A 24,899-nucleotide genomic window follows, 5' to 3' on the forward strand; every position below is an offset into this window, starting at 1 on the left:
CTCAGGTGCTCGGATGGCAGGGAGCTCTAATGGCAGGGAGCTCGGATGGCAGGGTGCTCGGATGACGGGGTGCTCAGGCGCTCACTTGGAGCCGTTGACCGCGCCCAGCGCCCCGATCGGCGTCTCGGCGATCCCCAACTTCTGTGCCGAGGTGAGGAGTTGACGAAGCTGCCCGGCCTGCTCGCCGCCCCCGGCACCGATCATCCGCATCAGCAGCGCGGACACCGTCAGGTTCTGCACGTCCGCCGTGGACACCGAGGACAGCACCCGGGTCAGGTCCTCGGTGAAGCTGGCGCTGCCGTCGAGCCAGGGCCCGGCCAGGGCCTGGGCGGTCTGCGAGTGCCCGACGAAGGCGTCGACGCTCTTGGCGGCCGTCACCGACTGCACCAGGCGGTCGAAGAACACCCCGTCCCCGCCGACGATGTCGATCTTCGCCTTCTCCAGCCCGGCCGCGACCAGTGCGGCCTGTGCCTCGGCGATCTGCCGCTGGGTGTCCAGCCCGGCCAGCCGGACGTCCTTCTCGGCGGCCAGCCGCAGCCGGTACTCCTCGTGCCCGCGCGAGGCCTCGTCGAGCTTCGCCATCGCCGCGGCCTTCTCGGTGAGGCCCTCGGCCTCGGCCTTCAGCTTGGCGCCGATCTCCAGCGCGGCGGCCTTCGCCTTCTCGGCCTGGACGGCGGCCTCGGCGCGGCCGACCTTCTCCACCGCCGCGGCCTCCTGCTCGCGCACCTGCACCTGGGCCAGCCCCTCGGCGGCGGCCTCCGCCCGGATGCCCTCGGCCATCCGGATCTTGGCGGCGGCGTCCAGTTCGGCGGCCTGCTGCCGGGCCTCGGCCAGCACGACCGCCTCGCGGGCCTTGTGCGAGGCGGCCTGCTCGGCGGCCTCGGCGGCCTTGATGTCCTTGACGAGCTTCTCCTGCGCCTCCGCCTCGGCCTGGATGATCACCGCGCGGCGGGTGCGCTCGGCGTCCTCGGTGGCGCGCAGCGTCTTGACGGCCTCCTCCTGCTCGGCGACGGTCCGCTCCACCGCGACCCGCTCGCGGACCACGTCGGCGACCTCCCGCCGACGGGACTCGACCTCCTTCTGCTTCTCCATCGCCGCGAGTTCGGTCTCCCGCTCGCGGCCGACGACCTCCAGCAGGCGGTCCTTCTCGATCCGCTCGTTCTCCACCGCGATCACCCGCTCGCGGTTCTTCTGCGCCACCGCGACCTCGCGGGCCTGGTTCTCGCGCTGAACGCCGAGCAGTTCCTCGGTGCGCAGGAAGGCGGTCTGGGCGTTCAGCCGCTCCTCCTCCTGGACCCGGGAGATCACCGCGTCCTCCTTGGCCCGCAGGGTCTCGATCTCGCGGCGCTGGCGGATCTCGGCGTCGGCCTGGCGGCGCTGGAGCTCCAGGACGGTCTCCCGGGCGTCCACGTTCTGCCGGGTGATCTCCTTCTCCTCGGTGCGCTGGTACTCGTTGGTGCGCACGTGCTCGATCGCGGTCAGCTCGGTGATCTTGCGGATGCCCTGGGCGTCGAGGATGTTGTCGGAGTCCAACTGGTTCATCGGGGTCTGTTCGAGGTGGTCGATGGCCGCGTCCTCAAGGGTGTAGCCGTTGAGGTCGGTGCCGATCACCGCGATGATCTGGTCCCGGAACTCGTGCCGGTGCGTGTAGAGGTCGGTGAAGTCCAACTGCTTGCCGACGGTCTTCAGCGCCTCGGCGAACTTGGCCGCGAAGAAGTCCTGGATCGCGGACGGGTCGCTGGCCCGGGCGGTGCCGATGGCCTGCGCGACCTTGATGACGTCCTCGACGGTCTTGTTCACCCGCACGAAGAAGGAGATCCGGATGTCCGCCCGGATGTTGTCCCGGCAGATCAGCCCGTCCCGGCCGGCGCGGTGGATCTCCACCGTCTTCACCGAGATGTCCATCAACTCGGCCTTGTGCAGCACGGGGAGGACGATCGTGCCGGTGAAGGTGACGTCCACCTTCTTCGTGCGGGAGACGATCAGCGCCTTGCCCTGCTCGACCTTCTGGAACAGGCGGCCCACGAACAGCAGCATGGCGAGCACGATGAGCAGGACGACGGCGACGAGAACGCCGAAACCCACGGCGATGGTGTCCATCACGGAGTCCTTTGACGAGATGACGAGATGGTGCGAGGTCGAGCGGAAAGAAAAGAAGTGGAATGAGAGGAAAGTGGTGACGCCCCGGCCGTCAGGCGCCCGGGGGCCGTCAGCCGCCCGGTAGCGCCGGGTCGAACGGCGCCACCAGGAAGTGTTCGCCGTCGGCGTCGTAGTCGAAGATCAGGGCGGTGCGGCCGGCCGCCAGCCCGGGCTCCTCGGTGAGCGTCCGCACCTGGACGGTCGCGGTGGAGCCGTCCTCGGCGGTGACCTCGGCCTGCCCGAAGTCGGCCGTCACCCGGCCGGTCCGGATCACGCAGACGCGGCCGACGAAGTCCCCCCGGGTCGCCGGGCGGTCCTCGGGGAACAGCCGGGACAGCGGCCGGACCAGCAGTCGGGTGCCCGCCCAGGAGGCGACCAGCGCGACGGCGAACACGCCGCCGCGCGCCGGTGCCCCCGAGGTGAGGACGGTGCCGGCCAGGCTGACGAACCAGGCGATCGCGACCAGCAGCGACACCGCCACCGTCACGGGCACCCCGCCCAGTCCCAGCGCGCCCAGCACGCCTCCGTGGTGGTGGACGCCCCGGCCGTCGGCGCCGTGCCCGTCCTGGCTCACGGGTCCCCCGTGTCCCCCGTGGGCCGGGTGCCCCCCGGCACCGTGGGCCCCGACACCGTGCCCCAGGTCGCCCGCGTGACCGACGTGACCGACGTGGCCCACATGACCGACGTGGCCCACATGACCGTCGTGACCGACGTGGCCCACGTGATCGACGTGACCGGCATGGCCGACACCGTGCCCCCCGTGCAGGGCGTCGAAGCCGAGGCCGCCGACCAGCATCAGCAGCCAGTACCCGACGACCACCACCAGCGCGAAGCTGAACAGCGCCGTCGGAAAAGCCAGCGCGGCCGCGACGAATCCCCCCATCCCGGCCACGCTCCCCCGCTTTTCCCACGGCGCCGCACCTCGGCGCCATGGAGATCGTGACAGCGGAGGGGGCGTTCGCACATTGCCAGGATCCGGCAATCTTTACGGCCCTTTGACACCCTGGAACGCACCGGCCGGAGGCGTTTGGCCGCCGCCTACAGCGGCTGTTCCGGCCAGTTCAGCAGCCGGGCCCCCATCGCCGCCGTCTCCAGGGTGAACCGCTGGAGCGCGTCCGACGGGTCGTAGCCGGTCAGCGCCTTGATCCGCTCCAGCCGGTAGCCGAGCGTGCGCACGCTCAGCCCCAGCCGCCGGGCCGCCTCCGCGTTCACGTACGCCGCCTCCGCCTGGACCACGATGGTGTCCAGCAGCGGGCGGGCGCCGCCGCGCGCCTCGGTCAGCGGGCCCAGCACGCTGCGCACCAGGTCGGCCATCGCCGCCCGGTCGCGCATCAGCACCGGGAAGACCAGCAGTTCCTCGGCCTTCAGCTGCTGCGCCGGCAGGTCCAGCCGGTCCGCGTAGTCCAGCGCGCCCAGCGCCTCCTCGTAGCTGCGCAGCACCCCGCTGGCCCCGGAGTGCCGGCGTCCGGTCGCGACCCGCAGCACCGGGCGGTAACCGGGGCCGGGGCGCAGCGCCAGGTCGGTGAAGGCCTCCAGGACGGCGCGCTCGGTGTCGGGGGCGATGCACACCAGTCGGCCGTCCTTGCTGGCGAGCAGGACGTCCCGCTCGCCGAACCGCCCGACCAGCTCCCGTTCCACCCGGTGCACCAGCGGATGGACGTCCGCGAACGGCGCGTCGCCGACCGCCACCGCCACCGAGTACGCGCCCGCCAGCCGCAGCCCGAACCGCTCCGCGCGCTCCGCCAGCAGGCCCAGGTCGCTGCGACCGTACAGCAGGTCGTCGATGAACTCCCGCCGCGCGGACTCCTGTTGACGGACCGCCATGCGCTGTGCGCGCTCGTGCCCCTCGCCGAGTGCGGCCAGCGCGGCCTCGGTCGCCGCGAGCACGGCGTCGCCGATCCGGCGCAGTTCCCCGACGCCGCCCGCCGCGGTGATGCCCGGCAGCGTCTGCCAGGCCCGCCGGGTGGCCGACAGGCAGTGCGCGACCACCTCGCGCAGCCCGTACCCGGCCTCGGCGCAGTGCTCGCCCAGCGTGCGCAGGCACTCCAGTTCGTCCCGGCGCAGCAGCCTCCCGGTGCGGGAGGCGTCGGCCAGCAGCCCGAGGCAGACCTCGGTCAGTTCGGTGGGTATGTCGTGCTCGGTCCCCTCGGACACCGCGGTACTCCGCCCCCCGTGACGCGTGATGATCCGGCGCGGAACTTTAGCAGGATTGATACGGCGCCAACGGGTGCGGGGTGGGTGGCTGACCTGGCGCTCGACCTGGGGTTATCGCGGGCCGGGCGGCTGGTCCGCGGTGGGGCCGGGCGGCGGCTCCGGCCGGGGCTCGCGGAAGTTCAGGACGAAGCGCGCGCTGCTGCCGTCGATCCGCCGCCGGACGTACAGCGCCGGGGCGCCGTCCGGGGTGCAGCTGACCCCTTCGCGGACCAGCAGCGGGGTGCCCGGCGGGACGCCCAGCAGCTCGGCGTCGGCCAGGTCCGCGCCGATCGCACCGAACGCCCGCCAGTCGTACTCCAGCTCCACCCCGGCCGCGCGGGCCAGGTCCAGCACCAGGTTCCCGGGCCGGCCGGGCCGCACCAGGGCGTCCGGCAGCGGGCCGAACGGCACCCAGTAGCTGCACGCCGCCCGGGCCCGCCCGCCGAGCCGGATCACCGTGTCCACCCGGGACAGCTCGGCCGGTGCCCGGCCCAGCTGCCGGGCCGCCTCCTCGTCCTCGGTCGACCCGGCCACCGGCGGGGTGCCCAGCACGAACTCGCCGTCCCCGGCGTCGGGGAGTGCGGCGTGCACGCTGCCCAGGTCGAAGCGCTGGCTGCGCGGGTCCACCGCGATCGAGACGCGGACGGCCGGCGGGCGGACGAACGTGCCCACGCCCCGCCGGATCTCCACCACGGCGGCCCGCTCCAGCTCCGCCACCGCCTGCCGGACGGTCAGCCGGTTCACCCCGAACTCGGCGCTCAGCTCGGGCTCGCTCGGCAGCCGGGCGCCCGCCGGGTACGCGCCGGCGTCGATCCGCTCCTGGAGCCGCCGGGCCAGCCGTCGGTAGAGCGGGGTGCTGGGAGGGTTCGTCGCCACACGCCCGATCCTACGAACCCCGGGCCCGCCGCCTGCCCGCCGCCGGGCTCCCCGCCCGCGATCCCACCCCTCCCTCCGGTCGACGGGACCAGAGCGGGGGAGTGGGATGGAGGGGTACGGGCGGCCGCGGTTTGCCCCGCACCCCGGGGAGGGGCTAGACATCTAGACGTCTAGATGTCCAACCCCCTCCTCCCGCGGCTCCACCGAAAGGCCTCGCGCATGTCCCTGGTCAACTTCCGCGACCCCGCCGTCCTCGGCGACCCCGAGGGCCGGCGGATCCGCCCCGGCGTGCTGTACCGCTCCGCCCAGCCGTTCCCGGCCGCCGACGAGGCCACCGTCGCCCAGCTGCGCGCCTGCGACATCCGCACCATCGTCGACCTGCGCGACACCCGCGAGACCGACCCCGCCGACTGGGCCGCCGCCGAGGCCGCCGGGATAGCCGTCGTCGCGGCCCCGGTGAACCCCACCGGCGACGGCCTCGCCGCCCGGATGCGCACCATGGCCACCGCCGCCGACCTCGGCGACTACTACGTGCTGCTGGCGGAGTCCGCGCCCGAGGCCGTCACCGCCGCCGTCGAGGCCGCCGCCCGCCCCGGTGCCGTCCTGCTGCACTGCGCCGCAGGCAAGGACCGCACCGGCCTGCTGACCGCCCTGCTGCTGGACCTCCTCGGCGTGCCCGCCGAACGGATCGTCGCCGACTACGCCCGCACCGCCGACGCCCTGCCGCAGATCTTCGCCGGCCTCGCCGAGCGCCACCGCACCGCCCTCAACGCCCGCGGCGCCCGGGTCACCGACTCCCAGGGCCGCGAACTCACCATCCCCGCCCCGCTCCTGGAAGCCCCGGCGGAGGCCATGGCCGTCTTCCTCGACCGCGTCCGCACCCGCCACGGCGGCGCCGAGGCCTTCCTCCCCTCCTGCGGAGTCCCCGCCACCACCCTCGGCGCCTTCCGCGCCAAGGCGGCCGCCGCGGCCGCCTGAGCCCGCTGCAGCCGCCCGAGGTCGGGATAGCCGCCCGAGGCCGGACAGGGGCCGGAGCGGGGGCCGGAGCAGGGGCCGGACAAGGCCCTAGACGTCCCGCCGCCGCATCAGGACCACCGTCGCCGCCAGCGCGACGGCCGCCCAGGCGCCCAAGGTGATCCAGGAGTCGAGCACGCTCGGCGCGTACTTGCCCATCGTCGTCGAGGAGTTGGGGTTGATCGTCAGCCGCCCCTCGGCGGCGAGCGGCAGGTGGTTGCCGATCTCCTTCAGCCAGCGGTAGCGGTCGCCGCCGAACAGCATCGGCACGATGAACAGCAGCATGACCAGCGAGACGATCGAGGCGGTGGCGTGCCGCAGCAGGGCGCCGAGGGCCATCCCGATCAGCGCGCAGACGGGCACGAGCGCCGCGTAGCCGAGGACGGCCCGCAGGCAGCCCTCGTCGGTGATGGAGAGCCCGACGTGCCGGGAGGCCAGCATGGCGTTGCTGCCGAAGAAGGACACCGCGGACACCACCGCCCCGGCGAGCGAGGTGATGCCGGCGATCAGCACCACCTTGGCCACGGCCACGCCCCGCCGGTCGGGCACGGCGGCGAAGGTGGTGCGGATCATGCCGGTGGTGTACTCGCCGAACACGGTGATCGCGCCGAGGCTGCCGGCCGCGACGGCCATCAGGGCGCCGGAGATGCTGCTGAGGCCGTGGTAGAGCGGGTCGTACTTGAACGGGGGGAAGCCGGGCACCGGTGGGCGCGGATGGTCGATGTAGGTCAGGTCGGTGTGGACGGCGTTCAGGTTGACCACGATCGCGGCCAGCGAGGCGAGCGCCAGCACCCAGTACGTGGACCGCAGCGAGCGCAGCTTGATCCACTCGGCGGCGAGCAGGTCGCCGAACCGGGGTCGCTGCTCGGCCGGGCGGGTGCGGGGGCGGGCGGGGGCGAGGGCGGCGGTACTCATCGGGCATCTCCTGCCGGGTATTCGACGCTGTCGGCGGTCAGGGACATGAACGCCGACTCCAGGGACGAGGTACGGGTGGCGAGCTCGTGCAGCACCAGGCCGTGCCGCAGGGCGAGTTCACCGATCCGGGCGGCGGGCAGCCCGGTCACCACGGCCTCGTCCGGCTCCTGCGCCTGCCGTACGTCCGCCCCCTCGGCCCGCAACACCCTGGCGAGCGAGGACAGTTCGGGCGTCCGGACGGCCACGCTGGTGACGGCGTCGCGGGCGGAGAACTCCGCCAGGCTCTCGTCGGCGATCAGCCGGCCCCGGCCGATCACCACCAGGCGGTCGGCGGTGTGCTCCATCTCGGCCATCATGTGGCTGGAGACGAAGACCGTCCGCCCCTCCTCGGCGAGGCGCCGGAACAGGCCGCGCACCCACAGCACGCCCTCCGGGTCGAGGCCGTTGAGCGGCTCGTCGAACAGCAGCACCGGCGGGTCGCCGAGCAGCGCGCCGGCGATGCCGAGCCGCTGCTTCATGCCCAGCGAGTAGCCGCCGATCCGGCGCCCGGCGGCCTTGCCGAGGCCGACCTCGGCGAGCACCTCGTCCACCCGCCGGAGCGGGATGCGGTTGCCGCGGGCGAGCGCCGACAGGTGGGCCCGGGCGCTGCGCCCGCCGTGCACGTCCTGGGCGTCCAGCAGGGCGCCAACGTGGCGCAGCCCGCGCGGCCGGTTGGCGAAGGGCACGCCGTCCACGGTGACGGACCCCTCGGTGGGGGTGTGGAGGCCCAGGATCATGCGCAGCGTGGTGGACTTGCCGGCGCCGTTGGGGCCGAGGAAACCGGTGACGGTGCCCGGCCGGACGGTGAAGGTCAACTGGTCGACGGCCGTGGTGGCGCCGTACCGCTTGGTCAGTCGCTCGATCTCGATCACGGGGACAACGGTGCCGCCCGGGGTCCCGGCCGGGCATCGGGCCGCGGGCCACAACCGTCGGCGGCCGCACCGGCCCGGGGGATTACGCCCCCGGGCCGATGTGTCGCCGCGCGGGCCGCCGCTACCATCGGGCGATGATCACCAACCCGCGTCCGCCCCTGCTCAGGCGCCTGCCGCCGAGTGTCTGGGTGGCGGCGTTCTGGGTGGCCGTCATCACGTTCCGCAGCTTCCAGCGGAGCGACGAGCTGGCCCACCTGTTCCGCTACAACGGCAACTTCGAGGACATGCCGCTGCTGGTCACCGCGGTGGTCACGATCCTGATGGCCTCGCTGCTGGTCCGGCTGCCGCTGCTGGCGGTGGCGATCCCGCTGGTGGCGTGCGTCTTCACGATCGGCATGCGGATCCAGGAGACGGCCGTGGTGCAGCTGCTGCTCGCCGAGGTGGCGATCGGCTACTGCACGGCCACCCGCTCCCGGGTCATGTCGCTGTGCGCCGCCGCGATGCCGGTCGCCATGGTGGCCGTCCTGGCGGTCTGGCGGGTGGCCAACGACTACCACACCGACCTCGTCGCCCAGGCCGCGTTCGCCTCGACCGCCGCGATCGCCTGGCTGGTCGGCAACACCGTCCGGCAGAACCGCGCGCACGCCGAGGCCCTGCGCGGCCGCGCCACCGAGCAGGCGATCACCGCCGAACGGCTGCGGATCGCCCGCGAGTTGCACGACATGGTGGCCCACAGCATCGGCATCATCGCGATCCAGGCGGGGATGGGCAGCCGGGTCATGGACACCCAGCCCGCCGAGACCCGCAACGCGCTGAACGCCATCGAGGCGACCAGCCGGGAGACCCTGGCCGGGCTGCGCCGGATGCTCGGCGCGCTGCGCCACGCCGAGCCGGAGTCCGCGCCGATGGAGGTCGCCCCGGGGCTGGGCGAGTTGGACCGGCTGATCGAGCAGACGGCCGGCGCCGGCGTCCGGGTCGCGCTCACCCGCCTGGGCGAGCCCCGTACGCTGCCGCCCGAGGTGGACCTCGCCGCCTACCGCATCGTTCAGGAGGCGGTCACCAACGTGGTCAAGCACTCCGGCACCCGGGACTGCCGGGTGACCGTCGACTACGGCCCCGAGGAGGTCGCCGTCACCGTCGTCGACCTCGGCGCCGGCGCCGCCGGGCCGTCCGCGGGCTCGGGCTACGGCATCGCCGGCATGCGCGAGCGGGTCGGCCTGCTGCACGGCGAGTTCAGCGCCGGCCCGCGCCCCGAAGGCGGCTTCCAGGTCGCCGCCCGACTGCCGCTCCCCGTGGAGGTCTCCCCGTGATCCCCGTGATACCCGTGATTCCTATGATCCGTGTCGTCCTGGTCGACGACCAGCCGCTCATCCGCACCGGTCTGCGCGTGCTCATCGCCGACACCCCGGACCTGGAGGTGGTCGGTGAGGCCGGCAACGGCGCCGAGGCGGTGGACCTGGTGGGCCGGCTGCGCCCCGACGTCGCGGTGATGGACATCCGGATGCCCGGCATGGACGGCATCGAGGCGACCCGCCGGATCACCGCCGACCCCGACCTGCCGACCCACGTCCTCGTCCTCACCACCTTCGACGACGACGACTACGTGTACGGCGCGCTGCGGGCTGGGGCGAGCGGCTTCCTGGTCAAGGACCTCGCCCTGGAGACCATCCTCGACGGCGTCCGGGTGGTCGCCGCCGGGGACGCCCTGATCGCCCCGAGCATCACCCGCCGCCTGATCGGCGAGTTCGCCGCCCGCCCGCAGCCCGCCGCCGCCCAGTCCGGCCGGGCGAGGGTCGACGGGATCACCGAGCGCGAGCGCGAGGTGCTGACGCTGGTCGGCCGCGGGCTGTCCAACGGCGAGATCGCCGAGGAGCTGACCATCAGCGTGGCCACCGCCAAGGCGCACGTGGCCCGGCTGTTCACCAAGCTGGACGCCCGCGACCGGGTCCACCTGGTCATCCAGGCCTACGAGTTCGGCCTCGTCGCCCCGTCCTGACCGGGCCGGTTCACGGCCCGGCCGGCACCAGACCGGGGCTCAGCCGGTTCAGCACCCGACCGGCACCCGACCAGTACCCGACCGGCACCCGACCGGTTCACGGACCGACCAGCTCCCCGATCCGCATGATCCGCCCGTGCGAGTCCAGCACCACGTCGTACACGTTGCCGTAGCACCCGTCCGGCGCGTCGGATCCGTGCTCGACCAGGCAGTCCTCCAGATGGCCGAGCACCTCCTCCAGCCGGACCGGTCTGGTCGGGTCGGCGTGCGGGCGGTCGACGAGCGTCGCCTCGACGCCGGCGGTCGCGAAGCCGTAGCGGGCGGCTTCCCCCGTCCCCTCGTAGCGGGCTTCGTCGCAGAGGTAGCGGGCGGGCTGGGCGGTGACCTCGCCGTCCTCGGTGGCGGTGACCACGAGGACGGTGTGCCCGGGGCGTTCGGTCGGGGTCGGGGTGGCGCAGTCGGCGACGGGGGTGGCGGGCGAGGTGTCCATGCTGGGCTCGGGGTCGGCGAGGTCGTCGTCCAGCAGGTCGTCCTCGTCGTCGTACGCCCCGTCGGCGACGGCCGCGGCGGAGGCGGCGGCGACGGTGGGCGCCGAGTCGGCGGGAGTGCAGGCGGTGAGGGCGGCTGCGGCGGTACAGCAGAGCAGCGCGGCGAGGAGGGTTCGGGGCACGGCCATGGCACTAGTCTCCCCGGGCGGCGGCGGATCTCGTCACGCAGGTACACGATTGCTGCACGGACCGTGGTTCCCGCCCCCGCCGGATGTGCGGATCCGGCGGGGGCGGGAGTCTTGGAAACGGCGCAACCGTCAGACGGCGAACGGCCGTTCAGGTGGTGACGGGCCGTTCGGGCGGTGACGGGCCGTTCAGACGGCGACGGGCCGTTGCGCCTCGTACGCCTCGCGCAGCCGGGCCTGGGTCTCGGGGCCCGCGCCGAGGTGGTCGAGCCCGAGCAGCGCCGCGCCCAGGACGGGCGGCGCGACGACGACCCGCGGTTCGGCGAGCGGCGCGGCCTCGGCCAGTCGGGCGGTCAGGTTGTCGAGCAGCAGCGGCTGCCGGGAGGCGAGCACGCCGCCCCCGAGCACCAGCGGGGTCCGCGTGTCGAGCAGTTCCAGCCGCCGCAGGGCGACGACGGCGAGCCGGACGATCTCGTCGGCCTGTCGGTCGATCAGCCCCAGGGCGACCTCGTCGCCCTGCTCCGCGACGGCGAACAGCACCCGGACGATCTCGTGCAGCCGGCTGGTCGGCAGGTGCCCGAGGTGGACGGCCTCGGCGACGGCGCCGGCGCTGGGCAGGCCGAAGTGCTCGGCGATGGCGCGGGAGAGCCCGGTGGGGCCGCCGCGGCCGTCCTCGTGGCGCACGGCGTGCCACATGCTGGTGACGGCCAGGCCCCCGCCGCCGCCCCAGTCGCCGGTGAGCTCGCCGAGGGCGGGGAAGCGGGCGGTGCGGCCGTCGGGCAGCAGGCCCACGCAGTTGATGCCGGCGCCGCAGACGACGGCGACGCCGCGCGGGCCGTCGGTGCCGGCCCGCAGCAGGCCGAAGGTGTCGTTGACGACGGTGTTGCTGGCACCCCAGGGGTGGGACTCCAGCGCGGCGCGTAGGGCCTCCTCCTCGACGGGCAGGTCGGCGTTGGCCAGGCAGGCGCTGACGTGGCTGGTGAGGACGCCGCTCCAGACGGGGTGGCCGGCCTCGGCGGCGGCCTGCTCGACCAGCGGGGCGAGGCCGGCGACGGCGGCGGCGCCGCCGATCTTCTGGGGTGCGAAGCCGCCGCCGCGGGCGGTGCCGTGGACGGTGCCGTCGGCGCCGATCAGGGCGACGTCGGTCTTGGAGTTGCCGGCGTCGATGGCGAGGACGCCGGGCAGGATCGGATCGGGCTGGTGGGTCATCAGGTCCCCGCGGCTCGTACGTGGCCCGGCCGTGGCGTTGTCCCCGGCCGGGGGTGGTCGGTCTCCTCGCAGTGCCCGGCCCGCGACACCCTCATATCGCGGGCCGGGAGGCTTTCCCGGCGGAGCCTGGGTGCGAGAACAGGCCCCGGGCCGTCAGGCCCAGGCGAGGTGCTCGCGGTTGTGGGCGAGCAGCCGATCGGTGAGCTGGTCGGCGAGTTCGATCTGGCCGACCAGCGGGTGGGCGAGCAGGGCGTCGAAGACCCGGTCGCGGCCGCCGTGCAGGGCGGCGTCGAGGGCGAGGTGCTCGTACGAGGTGACGGCGGCGATGAGGCCGGCGTACAGCGGCTCGACGGCCCGCTGGGGGAGCGGCCGGACGCCGTTCGCGTCGACCTCGGCCGGGACCTCGATGACGGCGTCGTCGGGCAGGAACGGCAGCACGCCGTTGTTCGGGGCGTTGACGACCTGCACGGACGTCCCGCCGCCGGTGCCGAGCAGCGCGGCGATCAGCTGGACGGCCGCCTCGGAGTAGAAGGCGCCGCCGCGCTGGCCGAGGAGTTCCGGCTTGGTGTCGAGGGCCGGGTCGGCGTACATCTCCAGCAGCTGCCGCTCGATCTCGGCGACCTTGGCGGCCCGCGAGCCCTGCACCTTGAGCTCCTCGACGACGGCGTCGTGCTGGTAGAAGTAGCGCAGGTAGTAGGACGGCACGACGCCGAGCCGCTCGATGACGGGCTGCGGCAGGTGCAGGTCCTCGGCGATCTCCTTGCCGAAGTCGCGGAGCAACGAGGGCAGCACCTCCCGGCCGCCCGCCGCGCCGGGCGCGTCGAGCAGGGTGACGCCGCGCTCCCAGGTGAGGTGGTTGAGGCCGACGTGGTCGAGCCGGATCAGCTCCGGGTCGACGCCGAGGTGGGTCGCGAACTTTCGCTGGAAGCCGATGGCGACGTTGCACAGGCCGACGGCCTTGTGACCGGCGTTGCGCAGGGCGCGGGTGACGATGCCGACGGGGTTGGTGAAGTCGACGATCCAGGCGTCCGGGTTGGTGCGCCGGACCTTCTCGGCGATGTCGAGGACGACCGGGACGGTGCGCAGTGCCTTGGCGAGGCCGCCGGCGCCGGTGGTCTCCTGCCCGACGCAGCCGCACTCCAGCGGCCAGGTCTCGTCCTGGTTGCGGGCGGCCTGCCCGCCGACGCGCAGTTGCAGCAGCACGGCGTCGGCGTCGGCGACACCGGCCTCGACGTCCACGGTCGTGGTGACGACGGCACCGTGCCCCTGCTTGGCGAAGATCCGCCGGGCGAGCCCGCCGATCAGCTCCAGCCGGTCGGCGGCCGGGTCGATGAGCACCAGCTCGCCGATCGGCAGGCTGTCGCGGAGCCGGGCGAATCCGTCGATCAGCTCCGGTGTGTACGTCGAACCGCCGCCGACGATGGCCAACTTGAGTGCGGACATCAGCCCTTGACCCCTGTCAGTGTCACGCCTTCGATGAAGGCCTTCTGTGCGAAGAAGAAGAGGACGATCACCGGTGCCATCACGAGGAGGGTGGCGGCCATGGTGAGGTTCCAGTTGGTGTGGTGGGCGCTCTTGAACGACTCCAGGCCGTACGAGAGCGTCCAGGCCTCGTGGTTGTTGCTGGCGTAGATCTGCGGGCCGAAGTAGTCGTTCCAGCAGTAGAAGAACTGGAACAGGGCGACGGCGGCGATGGCCGGCTTGGCCATCGGCAGCACGACCTTCAGCAGGGTGCGCAGATCGCTGCAGCCGTCGATCCGGGCGGCCTCGATGTACTCCTTGGGGATGGTCAGCAGGAACTGGCGCAGCAGGAAGATCGAGAACGCGTCGCCGAAGGCCATCGGGATGATCAGCGGCCAGAGCGAGCCGCCGAGGCCGAGCTGCTTGGCCCAGAACAGGTACATCGGGATGACGGTGACCTGCGGCGGGAGCATCATCATGGCGATGACGGCCATCAGCGCGAGGTTGCGGCCCCGGAAGCGGAACTTGGCGAGCGCGTAGGCGACCGGCAGGCTGGAGACGATGGTCAGCACCGTGCCGAGGCCCGCGTAGATCAGGGTGTTGCGCCACCAGGTGAGGAAGCCGGGGGTGTCCCAGACCTTGCCGTAGTTGCCCCATTGCCAGGAGGTGGGCCAGTAGTCGGTGGTGAGTGCCTGCTGGTCGGTCATCACCGAGGTGAGGAAGGCGAAGACGAACGGCAGCAGGAAGAACAGCGCGGCGGCGATGGCCAGCGAGTGCACGGCCACCCAGTTGAGCATCGCGCGGCGGCGGGCCGCCCGGGCGGCCGGGCCGGAGGCGCGGGAGGTGCCGGCCGGGGCGGGCGCCTTGGTGAGTGTGGAGCTGAGAGTCATGATCGGGTCCTCATCGGTCCGCTGGGTCCGCAGCACACGGACTAGTCGTCGCTCGCCATGAAGCCGGACTTGCGGCGGAGCAGGAGCGAGGTGACGGCCATCGAGATGGCGAACAGCACCAGGGCGACGACGCACGCCGCGCCGTAGTTGAAGCGTTGGAAGCCGAGGTTGTAGACCATCTGCGGCAGGGTCCAGGTGGAGCCCTGCGGGAAGCCGGGCTCGAACTGCTGGCCGGAGTTGCCCGCGATGCCGCCGGCGACCTTCCCGGCGACGATCGCCTGGGTGTAGTACTGCATGGTCTGGATGACCCCGGTGACCACGGCGAACATGATGATCGGCGAGATGTTCGGCAGCGTGACGTACCGGAACCGTTGGAAGGGGCCGGCGCCGTCCAGTTCGGCCGCCTCGTACTGCTCCTTGGGGACGTCGAGCAGCGAGGCCATGAAGATGACCATCAGGTCGCCGATGCCCCACATGGCGAGCATGGTGAGCGCGGGCTTGGACCAGTCGGCGCTGGCGAACCAGCCGGGCTGCGGGAGGCCGATCTCGCCGAGGAAGTGGTTGACCGGGCCGGTGCCGGGGTTGAGCAGGAAGGCGAAGGCGACGGTCGCGGCCACCGGCGGTGCCAGGTACGGCAGGTAGAACGCGGTGCGGAAGAAGCCGACGCCGGTCTTGACCTTGGTGATGAGCAGGCCGATGCCGAGGCCGAAGGCGACCCGCAGGCTCACCATGATGAAGACGAGCCACACGGTGTTGCGCAGGCCCTGCCAGAACGCCGGGAGGTCGTTGAAGACGTAGTCCCAGTTCTTCAGGCCGCTGAAGGAGGGGGCGCCGAAGCCGTTGTACTTGGTGAACGAGAAGTAGACGGTGGAGATCAGCGGGTACAGGAAGAAGACGCCGAAGCCGATCAGCCAGGGGGAGAGGAAGGCGAGGTTGCGGGCCGCCTCCCGGCGGCGCTTCCGGCGCAGCAGGTGCTGCGTGGAGGGCGCCGCCGGGTCGGTCGAGCCGGTGCCCTTGCGGGTGCCGAACGCGAGTGACATGGGAGCTCCGTGGACCGTTCCCGCTACTTCGCCTGGGCGATGGCGGCGTCGATCTCCTTGGCGGTGGCCGCGAGGCCGGCCGCGAGATCGGTCTGCTTGCCGGACTCGTAGTCGTAGCCGAGGTTCTGCAGGGAGGCGATGTAGCCGCTGCCGTTGACGGCCGCCGGGGTGGTGCCCGAGTACTTGTTCTTGGCGACGTCGATGAAGGTCTTGAAGTTCGGGTCGTTCGTCAGCTTCGGCGAGTTGAGCGCGTCGAAGGTGCTGGGCACGTTGTGGATCGCGTTGGCGAAGCTGACGACCGCATCGGTGTCGGTGGTCAGGTACTTGACCAGCTCCCAGGCCGCGGCCTGCTTCTTGCTGCTGCTGGCGATGCCGACGATGGTGCCGGTCTGGTAGCTGCGGCCGTAGGTGTCGGCCTGGTCGTCCGGGACGGGGAACGCGGCGGTGGCCCAGTCGAAGTCGGGCTTGTTGTCGGCGAGGGCGGCGGTGCGCCACTCGCCGTCGATGGCCATCGCGACCTGGCCGGTGAGGAAGGGGTTCTTGGCGCTGAACTCCTCGCCGAAGGTGGCGCGGTACTTCTCCAGCTTGGCGTAGCCGCCGAGCTGGTCGACCAGGCCCTTCTGCCAGGTGAGCATCGCGGCGACCTTCGGGTCGGTGGCGATGTTCGACTTGCCGTCGGCGCCGAAGTAGGTCGGGCCGTACTGGCCCAGGAAGTGCTCGCTGGTCGACTCGTAGCCGTGGTACAGCGGCATGAAGCCGAGCTGCTTGTAGCCGTCGCCGTCCGCGAGGGTCAGCCTCTTGGCGTCCTCGGCGAACTCGCTGAAGGTCTTCGGCGGGTTGGCGATGCCCGCGTCGGCGAAGGCCTTCTTGTTGTAGTAGAGGCCGTAGGCGTCGCCGAGCAGCGGCAGCGAGCACTGGTTGCCCTGGAACTGCGTGTAGTTGAGCATCGCGGCCGGGAAGGTCTTGGCCGGGTCGATGCCGCTCTTGTCCAGGAAGGGCTTGAGGTCGGCGAAGGCCTTGGTCGAGCAGAACATGCCGACGTTGTTGGTGGTGAAGGAGGAGACCACGTCCGGCGCGTCGTTGCCGCCGGCCCGCAGGGCCTGGTTGAGCTTGTCGTCCGCGATGTTGTCCACGGCCTTGACGTGGATGTTGGGGTGGGCCTTCTCGAAGGCGGCGATGTTCTCGTTGATCGCCTTCACCTCGTTGTCCTGGCTCCAGCCGTGCCAGAAGGTGATGGTGACGTCCTTGCCGCTGGCCGAGTCGTCGTTGCCGCTGCTCTCGCTGCTGCCGGTACAGGCGGTGGCGAGCAGGGCCAGGACGGCGCTGCCGGTGACGGCGGCGATCGTGCGGCGGCCTCTGCGGGAGGTGGTGGAGTGCACTTCGAGGTCCTCCTGGGGGTGCGCGGGCAGGCGTCATTGCCTCGGGGCCCGCGTTCGGGGGTGGGGAGAGGTGGGTGCGGGGTGCGTACGGGGTGGCGGGCGACCGGGGGAGCGTCGGCGGGTGGGCGTCGGTGGGCGGCTGCGTCGGCGGGTGGGCGTCGGTGGGTGGCTGTCAGTGGGTGGAGAAGACCGCCTCGCGGGCGTCCGTCAGGGCGCGTTGCAGGGCGCCGAGCAGGACGGGCGAGCCGGGCAGGGCACTGCTGCGGACCTCCGGCCGGGCGATGGAGAGCCTGGCCAGTTCGTCCTCGACGAGGGCGCGCAGGCGTTCGCCGCCCGCGCTGGGCACCGCGCCGGAGAGGACCACCAGCTGGGGGTCGACGACGGCGACGATCGCGGCCAGTCCGACGGCGAGCCGGCCGGCCAGTTCGGCGAGGAAGGCGTCGCCGGCGCCCGGGGTCTCCAGGGCCTTGGCGATCGACTCCTCGGCGGTGGGCGCGCCGATCCCGTGTTCGCGGGCCAGGGTCCGGACGGCGGGTGCGCCGACCAGGTCCTGGAACCCGCCGAAGTTGCGGCGGCGCACGTCCCGCACGACCGGCGAGCCGGGTACCGGCATGTAGCCGACCTCCCCGGCGCCGCCGGTGAAGCCGCGGTGCAGCCGGCCGGCGATGACGATCGCGGCGCCGGTGCCCGCGCCGGCCCAGAGCAGGACGAAGTCCTCGGAGCCCCGCGCCGCGCCGGAGGCCTGTTCGGCGACGGCGGCGAGGTTCACGTCGTTCTCGATCGACACGGGCGCGCCGATCGCCTCGGAGAGCTCCTCGACCAGCCGCGGCGAGTGCCAGCCGGGCAGGTGGGAGGCGTAGCGCAGCTTGCCGGTGACCGGATCGGGGGCGCCGCCGACGCCGATCGCGGCGGTGCGCAGGCTGTCCGCCGCCAGTCCGGCGGCGCGGACGGTCTCGGCGACGGTGGCGGCGACCTTGGCGACGGTCTCGGCGGCCGGCACGCCCTTGGTCGGTACGGTGTGCTCGGCCAGCGTGGAGCCGGTGATGTCGGCGACGGCGACCCTGATCTCGCTGTTGGTGACGTCCAGCCCGGCGACGTGCCCGGCGGCCGGATTCACCTGGTACAGCTGCGCGTTGGGGCCGGGGCCGCCGGCGGTGGTGCCGACCGGCAGGACCAGTCCGGCCGCCTCCAGGCGGGCCAGCAGCTGGGAGGCGGTGGGCTTGGAGAGGCCGGTCAGGGTGCCGATCTGGGTGCGGGAGAGCGGGCCGTTCTCCAGCAGCAGTTCGAGGGCGGCGCGGTCGTTGATCGCGCGCAGCAGGCTGGGGGTGCCGGCGAGGGGGGCCTTGGCGGAGGTCTTGGTCACGCGCGAAATCCTCCTCTTCCGGCTGGTGGGGGGTGCGACGAGGGTGAACCCTCCGGTTCGGGGAGCCGAACTGTTAGGAAAGTTTCCAGTCGCTTGGGAAGGACCGTACGGGCCCCGTCAGCGGGGTGTCAATGGTCCGCAGCCCGGAGGATGCCGAAGCGTTACCGGGCAGCACGAAGCCCCGCTCCCAAGGGCCTTGAGTTCTTGGGAGCGGGGCTTTCGTCCGGTTCGGCCCGGGGAGGCCGGACCCGCCCTACGGCTTCGCGAGGTCGTCGGCCGGCCTCGGCGCCGGTATCGGCTCGGTCGCCCGGTACCGGGGCGAGGTCGGGTCGGAGAGCGCGGACGGCGGCGCCGGCTCGGTCGCGGGGGAGATCACCACCCCGGTGGCCGGGGCCGCCGTCGCCGCGGCGGCCACCGGTGAAACCTCCTCCTTGACCTTGATCCCGGCCAGGTCGAAGGCCGTCTTCAGCCGCTGGCGCAGCGCCCGGGACACCGCCGGCGCCTTGCCCGGCGCGGTCCGCGCCTCGATCCGCACCATCACCGAGTCCGCCGCGACCGACTCCACGCCCAGGACCGACACCGGTGCCCAGACCAGCTCGTCGTACGGCGACTCCTTGGACAGTGCCTCGGCCGTCTCCCGGATCAGGTCCTCGACCCGCAGCAGGTCCTCCTTGTACCCGACCTGGACGTCCACCGAGGCGGTCGACCAGCCCTGGCTCATGTTGGCGATCCGCTTCACCTCGCCGTTGCGGATGTACCAGATCTCGCCGTTGGCCCCGCGCAGCTTGGTCACCCGCAGGCCGACCTCCAGCACCGTGCCGGTGGCCACCCCGGTGTCGATCTCGTCGCCGACGCCGTACTGGTCCTCCATGATCATGAAGACCCCGGAGAGGAAGTCCGTCACCAGGTTGCGGGCGCCGAAACCGATCGCCACACCGGCCACACCGGCGCTGGCCAGCAGCGGCGCCAGGTTCACGCCCAGTGCGGACAGCACCATCAGCGCGGCCGTGCCCAGGATGGAGAACGACGCCACGCTGCGCAGCACCGAGCCGATCGCCTCCGACCGCTGCTGGCGCCGCTCCGGGTTCACCACCCCGGTGTTGGCCAGCAGCCCGCCCAGCCGGCTCTCCTCGTGGTGCTCGTGCGAGCGCGCCATCCGCGTTATCAGCTGGGTGATCAGCTTGCGCACCACGGCGCGCAGCACCAGCGCCAGCAGCACGATGAAGACGATCCGCACCCCGCCGGCCAGCCAGCCCTGCCAGTGCGTGTCGAACCAGCTGGCGGCCTGCTTGGTGGTGTCGCTGACCTCCTGCGCGCTGGTCGGGATCTTCAGGTCCAGCTGCGGCAGCTGCGGCGCGGTCGGGCTGGGCGCCGGTGTCGGAGTGGAGAGCGTCGAGGACGCGTCGGCGATACCGGTGGCGCCGGAGCGGAACACGTGCGGGCCTTCCTGCAGGGGGCGTGGCGGGCCCGCGCCGCGGCACGCGGCCCGCGGACCGTCCGCCCTAGCCTATCCGGCACCGAACACCCGACCGGACTCGCCGGAGGGCGTGCGGGACAACGTGAACGCCCCGTCAGCGCACCGGTGCGCTCCCCCGGACGACGGGGTCGCCGCTGCTCCGACCGGCCGAGCGGTCCCCCGGGAGGGCCACCGGGCGGCACCCCGACGGCACCCGGGTGCAACCCGACCTTCCCCAGGGCATACCGGCTATGACAGAAGCCACACCCGAAGTTCACGTCAGGTCCGTTACACAGGAGTGGTGGCGCCGTACAAAGGCGTAAGGCGACACTGGGGGAGATCACCCACCTGCTGGGTGATCCAACCGCTCGTCCCGGCGCGAGCCACGCGCCGCAGGCGTCCAAGGAGGCATCCGTGCCGCATGTCCTGGTCCTCAACGCGTCCTACGAGCCACTCGGCGTCGTATCGATGCGCCGCGCACTCATCCTGGTCCTCAACCACAAGGCGGTCAGCCTGGAGGACTCGGGAGTCACTCTGCACAGCGCCACCAGCGCCCTTCCGGCGCCGTCCGTCGTCCGCCTGACCCGCTTCGTCCGGGTCCCGTTCTGCGGGCCCGTCCCGCTCACCCGCCGGGCGCTGTTCGCCCGTGACCACGGCCGCTGCGTCTACTGCGGGGCCGCCGCCAGCAGCGTCGACCACGTCATCCCGCGCAGCCGGGGCGGCCAGCACCGGTGGGACAACGTGGTGGCGGCCTGCCGCCGCTGCAACCACACCAAGGCCGACCGCCACCTCACCGAACTCGGCTGGCGGATGAAGCGCCCGCCGGCCCCGCCCAGCGGCCTCGCCTGGCGGATCATCGGCACCGGCATCAAGGACCCGCGCTGGCGCCCCTACCTGGAGCCGTACGGCGGCTCCGACCAGTTGCGCGCCCCCCAGTGGAGCGAGTACGAGCACCACGACCATATCGAGCAGGGCCTTCCCGCCCCGCTCGGCCGGGCCCACTCCGCCCACTCCGCCCCAGCCCGCCGCGGCGAGCAGCCCGAACCGCTCTCCGCCTGACCCCGCTCCACAAGGGCCAGCCCGTCATACCGTCGGTACGCCTCATGGGCCGCCGCGCCCCCACCGGGGAGCACGGCGGCCCGCCGCGTTGTCCGGGGAGCCCCGGCACAACGGGCCCGGCTACTGCTTCGGCACCGTCCCGCCCGTCGTCCCGCCCGCCGGGGGTGAGGCCGGGGCGCTCGGCGTGGTCGGGGGCGGGGCGGTGGTGCCGCCCGGCTGGGCCGGGGGCACGGTCGGCGGCTGCGGCTGGGCGGGCGGGGTGACGGCGTACAGCTCGACGCCCCACAGCGAGTAGCCGTACTTGTTGGCCCGGGCCACGCCCTGCACCCGGAGGAACCGGGCGCCGGGCGCGTCGAAGCGCACGGTCTCGTCGCCGCCCTTGCCGTTGTCCACCGTCGCCGCGTCGGTCCAGGTGGTCCCGTCCGCCGAGACCTGGAGCCTGTAGGCGGCGGCGTACGCGGCCTGCCAGTGCAGCACCGCCGCGCCCAGGTGGGTCGCCTGCGGCAGTTCCAGCTGCACCCAGGCGTCGTCCTTGGCGGGGGAGGACCAGCGGGTCTTCGGGTCGCCGTCGGCGACCGCCGAGGCGGGGAAGTCCGACGTCTCGTCGCCCGAGGAGGTGGCCTTCGCGCCGAGCGCCAGGTCCGGACCGCTGGTCGGCGGCACCACGCGCACCTGGAGCACCTGCTTCACGGTGGTGGCGCCGGCCACGAACTGCACCGGTACCCGGTACGTCCCGAACGGCGTCTCGGGAGCGGCGCTGACCAGCAGCGGCACGCCGATGCGGCCGCCACGCGGCACGGTCACCCCGGCCGCCGGGGTCACGGTCAGGCCCTTGGCCGCGGCCGGCACCTCGGTGCGCAGCTCGCCGCTGGTCCCCTCGGGGCGGCCGGCCTCGACGGTGGCCCGGGTCTGGGCGGGCGCGGCCGCGCCGGTCACCACGTCCAGGGTCGGGTCGGACAGGCTGAGCCGGGCCGCCGGGACGTCCGCGTACCAGGGGATCACCTGGTTGACCACCGGCGGGTCGCCGCCCGGCTTCCAGGTCAGCCGGAACGCGTCGGCGGCCTGCCCGCCGGCCGGCAGCTCGTTGTAGCCGGGCTGCACGGTGCCGATGTCCGTCCAGCCGCCGTCCGGCCGGTGCACCGAGGCGGTGGCGGTGGCGTGCACGCCCGGGTCGGTGAGCACGGTGAGCCGGTCCAGCGGACGGGCGGCGCCCAGTTCGACGGTGAGCGGCTCGTCCTGCGCGGTGGGCGCCTTGGCGGCCCGGTACGCGGTGTCCGGGTTGCCGTCCAGCACCGCGGACGCCGAGGAGCCGGGCAGCGCGTCGGGGCCGCCGGTGACGCTGGCGGGGGCGTCGTCGGGCGCGGTGACGGTGAACTCGCGCACCGCGACGGCGGTCTTCTGGGCGGCGGTGGCCCGCAGCCGCACGGCCCGGACCACCGAGCCGGCCGGCAGCTGGGCGCTGACCGTCTTCTGGTTCTTGACCACGGCGAGCTGCTTCCAGCCGCCCTCGCCGGTGCTGTACTCCAGCACGCCGTCGTGGATGTAGTCGTCGACCGCGTTGCGGCCGTCCGGCCCGCTGCCCCAGGAGCCCATCAGCACGGTGACGGCGCCGACCGGGCGCCCGCCGCCGAGGTCGACGCCGACCGCGTCGCCGGGCTGCGGGGGAGCGGAGCTCCAGTAGAACGTGTCGGCCACGCCGTCGGTCATCAGCGCGGGCAGGTGGTCGTGCGCGGTGCCCATGGTGGTGGTCGGGGTGATCCCGCCGCCGGCGACCCCGGCCCAGTTGTCGGCGGCCAGGACGGCGCGCTCCAGGAACGGGTCGAGCACGCCCGCGCCGATCGTGGCCGGGCTCTGCGCCAGCTGCTCGCGCAGCCCGTTGAGCTGCACCCGGGCCTTCCAGGCGGCCGTGCCGTCGCCGCCGTGCTGCGCCAGCAGCATGTCCAGCGCGGACTGCCCGGCCAGCCCGTAGTCGTGCAGCGGGGCGAGCCAGGGCGCGGCCTCGGCGGCGAGCTGGGCGGTGGCCTGGGTGTCGGCGAGGGTCCGCTGGGCGGTGGTCATCGCGGCGAAGGCGTCCCGCAGGGGCGCGGCGGCCGCTATCAGCTTGGCGAGGTCCGACGCGGTGCCCGAGGTGGGCTCGGCGGCGGCCCAGAACCGGTCGAGCAGCGGTGTCAGGTAGCCGGACTCCTGCTTGGACAGCGGCGAGGAGGAACTGTTGCCGGCCAGCGCGGTGACCGCGGACAGGGCGGTGCCGGCGGGCGTGCTGCCCGCGCCGGTCGGGCCGGCGAGCGAGCGCACCGCGGCCTGCCAGGAGTCCTCCGGCTTGTAGCCGGCCGGGTTCCAGGCGAAGTCGCCGGCCGTGGCGAGGGCGATCCGGGAGGCCACCGGCTGCTGCATGGCGCCGGTCAGCAGCACCGCCGAGCGGGTGGCCACCTCCGGTTCGCGCCCGGTGTAGGCGCCGAGGAAGAGCCGGTCCGGGCTGGCGTCGTTGACCGGGTAGTTGTCCATGGTGACCAGCGGGTGGCCGTACAGGTCGCCGGTCTCGGCGGCCTGGGCGCCGGTGATCTTCTCCGGGATCACCCCGGCCCCGCTCCAGGCCACCTGCACCCCCTCCGGCAGGGCCGCGGCCAGTGCCTTGCGGTACGGCGTGACGCCCTGCCGGTGGTACTCGGTGGGCACGACGGACAGCGGCGCCAGCCCCGGGTTGCGCGCGATCAGCCGGTCCCGCACCTTGGCCACCAGGGCGGCCTGCGCCTTGGCGGCCGCAGCCGGCCCGGTGCCGTAGGTGTCGCGGTCGTCGCCGCAGTGCCACTCGTCGTAGCTGACGTCCAGGAACTGGAGCTGGAAGGCGGTGAAGCCGAGCTTGCGCAGCCCGTCCAGCTTGGCCACCAGCGCGTCCACGTCCTTGCCGGAGCTGAAGCAGAGCGACTGCCCCGGGTCGATCGCGTAGCCGAGCGTGACGTGGTTCTGCCGGGCCCGGGAGCCCAGTTCGCGCAGCTCGTCGGCCTGGGCGGCGGGGTAGGCGTCACGCCAGCGGGAGAGCCGGAGCGGGTCGTCACCGGGGGCGTAGAGGTAGAAGTTCTGCTTGGAGCGGCCGAGGAAGTCCACCTGGTCGAGCCGCTGCTGCGCGCTCCACGGGGCACCGTAGAACGCCTCCGCGGTGCCGCGCACCGGCGCGCCGCTCGGCCAGTCCCGCAGCGTGATCCCGGGCAGGCCCAGCCCGGCGGCGCCCGGCGCCTGCCCCTGCTCGGCCGGTACGGCGGCGAGCAGCTGGCGCAGGCTCTGCGCGGCGTAGAAGGTGCCCGCCGCGTCCGCGCCCGCCAGCACCACCGCGCCGTACGTCCCGCCGCCCTGGGCGGGCAGCTGACCGGCCGACAGCACGTACCCGCCGGCCGGCATGCCCGCGGTCGAGGGGGCGGCGCCGTCCTTGCCGCCGGCCGCGGCGGACAGTGCGCGCAGCGCCCGGTCCACCCCGCCGCCGGCGCCCTCGGCCGGCCCGCCGACGTACACCACCAGCGACCCGGCGGCCGGCGCGTCGGCGTCCGGCTGCGGCGTCACGGTCGTCGCCCCGGCGACCTCCAGCACCTCCCGGACGGCGTCCACCGCCCCGGGGTCCGCCTTCGGCGCCGTCACCAGCGTCACCGCGGCCGGCACCGCGACCGGCTTGCCGGCCACCGTCTGCTCCTGCGGCTGCGGGAACACCTGCGGGTTCGTCACGCTCCCCAGCGGCGTCTGCGGCGCGCTGCTCACCACGTCCGGCCCCGCCGACGCCGCGTACGCCGCCGACGGCATCGGCCCGGCCAGCAGCCCGCCGACCACCGCCGCCGCCGCGACGCCCGCCGCGATCCGCAGGGTCCGCCGCCCCGGCCGCCCCGCCGCCCGCCCGGCCCGCTCCGCCCGCACCGACGCCAGCAGCGGCTCCGTCCCCTTGAGGTCGGCGATCAGCCGATCCGCTGCCCTGGGCGCCAGTTGACGGCACGTCCGCGCGGTGGCCCGCCGGGCCGCCAGCGCCGCCGGGTGGTGCAGCACCTCCCGCAACGCCGCACTCTGCTCCAACTGCTGCCGCAGCCGCCGCCCGGCCACAACGGACACTCGGGCTTGCACAGGAGCCTCCTCGCCAGGCCTGAACCACATCGCCGCAACCCCACCAGCTACCCAACGCGGTGTCAACGCGACCGACGGCTATGCCTGGTTTGCCCTGGTTCGGGAGTTCGGTCCGGGGCCGCGGCAGCTCCCGCCCGCCCGGCCGATCCGCCCGCCCGGTCGTGTCGCGCAGCGTCGTCGGGCCGTCACCCGGGTAGGACTGTGGTCGTCCTGACCAGGCGTTG

Annotated in this window: 20 protein-coding genes; 5 read left to right on the forward strand and 15 right to left on the reverse strand. The window is 73.5% G+C overall.

Annotated features, from left to right (window positions below; genetic code table 11):
• Positions 1-81: 81 nt before the first annotated feature.
• Together ACIPLC_RS07330 and ACIPLC_RS07335 are read right to left on the reverse strand one after the other, a co-directional pair.
• Entirely contained in the window at positions 82-2,100 is a 2,019-nt protein-coding gene (locus tag ACIPLC_RS07330; protein ID WP_400471955.1) for a flotillin family protein, read from the reverse strand.
• A 109-nt stretch (positions 2,101-2,209) separates the two neighbouring features.
• Positions 2,210-2,713 (reverse strand): hypothetical protein, encoded by a 504-nt coding sequence (locus ACIPLC_RS07335; protein ID WP_400471957.1) that lies wholly within the window; start codon positions 2,711-2,713, stop codon positions 2,210-2,212.
• Positions 2,714-2,788: 75 nt separating this feature from the next.
• On the opposite strand from ACIPLC_RS07335, the gene ACIPLC_RS07340 reads away from it, so the two are divergent.
• Complete coding sequence (locus ACIPLC_RS07340) at positions 2,789-3,082, forward strand: hypothetical protein (RefSeq protein WP_400471959.1); 294 nt, start codon at positions 2,789-2,791, stop codon at positions 3,080-3,082.
• Between the two features lie 95 nt (positions 3,083-3,177).
• On the opposite strand, the gene ACIPLC_RS07345 is transcribed toward ACIPLC_RS07340, so the two are convergent.
• The gene (locus tag ACIPLC_RS07345) at positions 3,178-4,293 is read right to left on the reverse strand and encodes a PucR family transcriptional regulator (protein ID WP_400471960.1); all 1,116 of its coding nucleotides are present in this window, start codon (positions 4,291-4,293) and stop codon (positions 3,178-3,180) included.
• A gap of 111 nt (positions 4,294-4,404) precedes the next feature.
• Positions 4,405-5,208, reverse strand: a complete 804-nt coding sequence (locus tag ACIPLC_RS07350; RefSeq protein ID WP_400471962.1) for a GntR family transcriptional regulator — start codon at positions 5,206-5,208, stop codon at positions 4,405-4,407.
• Positions 5,209-5,427: 219 nt separating this feature from the next.
• Here ACIPLC_RS07350 and ACIPLC_RS07355 point away from each other — a divergent pair, with 219 nt between their 5' ends.
• A complete protein-coding gene (locus ACIPLC_RS07355) occupies positions 5,428-6,186 on the forward strand; it encodes a tyrosine-protein phosphatase (RefSeq protein ID WP_400471963.1) in 759 nt (252 codons plus the stop codon).
• A gap of 87 nt (positions 6,187-6,273) precedes the next feature.
• On the opposite strand, the gene ACIPLC_RS07360 is transcribed toward ACIPLC_RS07355, so the two are convergent.
• Together ACIPLC_RS07360 and ACIPLC_RS07365 are read right to left on the reverse strand one after the other, a co-directional pair.
• Positions 6,274-7,137: an ABC transporter permease gene (locus tag ACIPLC_RS07360; protein ID WP_400471965.1), complete on the reverse strand. Its 864-nt coding sequence runs from the start codon at positions 7,135-7,137 to the stop codon at positions 6,274-6,276.
• Positions 7,134-8,048, reverse strand: a complete 915-nt coding sequence (locus tag ACIPLC_RS07365) for an ABC transporter ATP-binding protein (RefSeq protein WP_400471966.1) — start codon at positions 8,046-8,048, stop codon at positions 7,134-7,136. The genes ACIPLC_RS07360 and ACIPLC_RS07365 overlap by 4 nt, the downstream gene beginning before the upstream one ends.
• Positions 8,049-8,182: 134 nt before the next feature.
• Between ACIPLC_RS07365 and ACIPLC_RS07370 the strand changes: the two genes are divergently transcribed.
• Together ACIPLC_RS07370 and ACIPLC_RS07375 are read left to right on the forward strand one after the other, a co-directional pair.
• Positions 8,183-9,358, forward strand: coding sequence for a sensor histidine kinase (locus ACIPLC_RS07370; protein ID WP_400471968.1), 1,176 nt, complete (start codon positions 8,183-8,185; stop codon positions 9,356-9,358).
• A gap of 23 nt (positions 9,359-9,381) precedes the next feature.
• Positions 9,382-10,044, forward strand: a complete 663-nt coding sequence (locus tag ACIPLC_RS07375) for a response regulator (protein ID WP_400471970.1) — start codon at positions 9,382-9,384, stop codon at positions 10,042-10,044.
• Positions 10,045-10,141: 97 nt separating this feature from the next.
• On the opposite strand, the gene ACIPLC_RS07380 is transcribed toward ACIPLC_RS07375, so the two are convergent.
• From ACIPLC_RS07380 to ACIPLC_RS07415, 8 genes are all read right to left on the reverse strand, one after another.
• Positions 10,142-10,720, reverse strand: a complete 579-nt coding sequence (locus ACIPLC_RS07380; protein WP_400471972.1) for a hypothetical protein — start codon at positions 10,718-10,720, stop codon at positions 10,142-10,144.
• Positions 10,721-10,906: 186 nt separating this feature from the next.
• Positions 10,907-11,926: an N-acetylglucosamine kinase gene (locus tag ACIPLC_RS07385; RefSeq protein ID WP_400471974.1), complete on the reverse strand. Its 1,020-nt coding sequence runs from the start codon at positions 11,924-11,926 to the stop codon at positions 10,907-10,909.
• A 153-nt stretch (positions 11,927-12,079) separates the two neighbouring features.
• A complete protein-coding gene (locus tag ACIPLC_RS07390) occupies positions 12,080-13,369 on the reverse strand; it encodes a 6-phospho-beta-glucosidase (protein WP_400471976.1) in 1,290 nt (429 codons plus the stop codon).
• On the reverse strand, positions 13,369-14,277 hold the full coding sequence (locus tag ACIPLC_RS07395) for a carbohydrate ABC transporter permease (protein ID WP_400471978.1): 909 nt from the start codon (positions 14,275-14,277) through the stop codon (positions 13,369-13,371). Before ACIPLC_RS07395 ends, ACIPLC_RS07390 begins: the two co-directional genes overlap by 1 nt.
• A gap of 41 nt (positions 14,278-14,318) precedes the next feature.
• Entirely contained in the window at positions 14,319-15,317 is a 999-nt protein-coding gene (locus tag ACIPLC_RS07400) for a sugar ABC transporter permease (RefSeq protein ID WP_350884764.1), read from the reverse strand.
• Between the two features lie 23 nt (positions 15,318-15,340).
• Entirely contained in the window at positions 15,341-16,696 is a 1,356-nt protein-coding gene (locus ACIPLC_RS07405) for an ABC transporter substrate-binding protein (RefSeq protein WP_400471981.1), read from the reverse strand.
• 172 nt (positions 16,697-16,868) lie between these two features.
• On the reverse strand, positions 16,869-18,059 hold the full coding sequence (locus ACIPLC_RS07410) for an ROK family protein (RefSeq protein WP_400471983.1): 1,191 nt from the start codon (positions 18,057-18,059) through the stop codon (positions 16,869-16,871).
• A 253-nt stretch (positions 18,060-18,312) separates the two neighbouring features.
• Complete coding sequence (locus ACIPLC_RS07415) at positions 18,313-19,398, reverse strand: mechanosensitive ion channel family protein (protein ID WP_400472174.1); 1,086 nt, start codon at positions 19,396-19,398, stop codon at positions 18,313-18,315.
• 531 nt (positions 19,399-19,929) lie between these two features.
• On the opposite strand from ACIPLC_RS07415, the gene ACIPLC_RS07420 reads away from it, so the two are divergent.
• Positions 19,930-20,574 (forward strand): HNH endonuclease, encoded by a 645-nt coding sequence (locus ACIPLC_RS07420; protein WP_400471985.1) that lies wholly within the window; start codon positions 19,930-19,932, stop codon positions 20,572-20,574.
• Positions 20,575-20,694: 120 nt separating this feature from the next.
• Here ACIPLC_RS07420 and ACIPLC_RS07425 read toward each other — a convergent pair whose 3' ends face one another.
• A complete protein-coding gene (locus tag ACIPLC_RS07425; protein WP_400471987.1) occupies positions 20,695-24,675 on the reverse strand; it encodes a beta-N-acetylglucosaminidase domain-containing protein in 3,981 nt (1,326 codons plus the stop codon).
• Positions 24,676-24,899 lie beyond the last annotated feature (224 nt).

This window comes from Kitasatospora sp. NPDC086801 (assembly GCF_044745805.1).
GTDB lineage: Bacteria > Actinomycetota > Actinomycetes > Streptomycetales > Streptomycetaceae > Kitasatospora.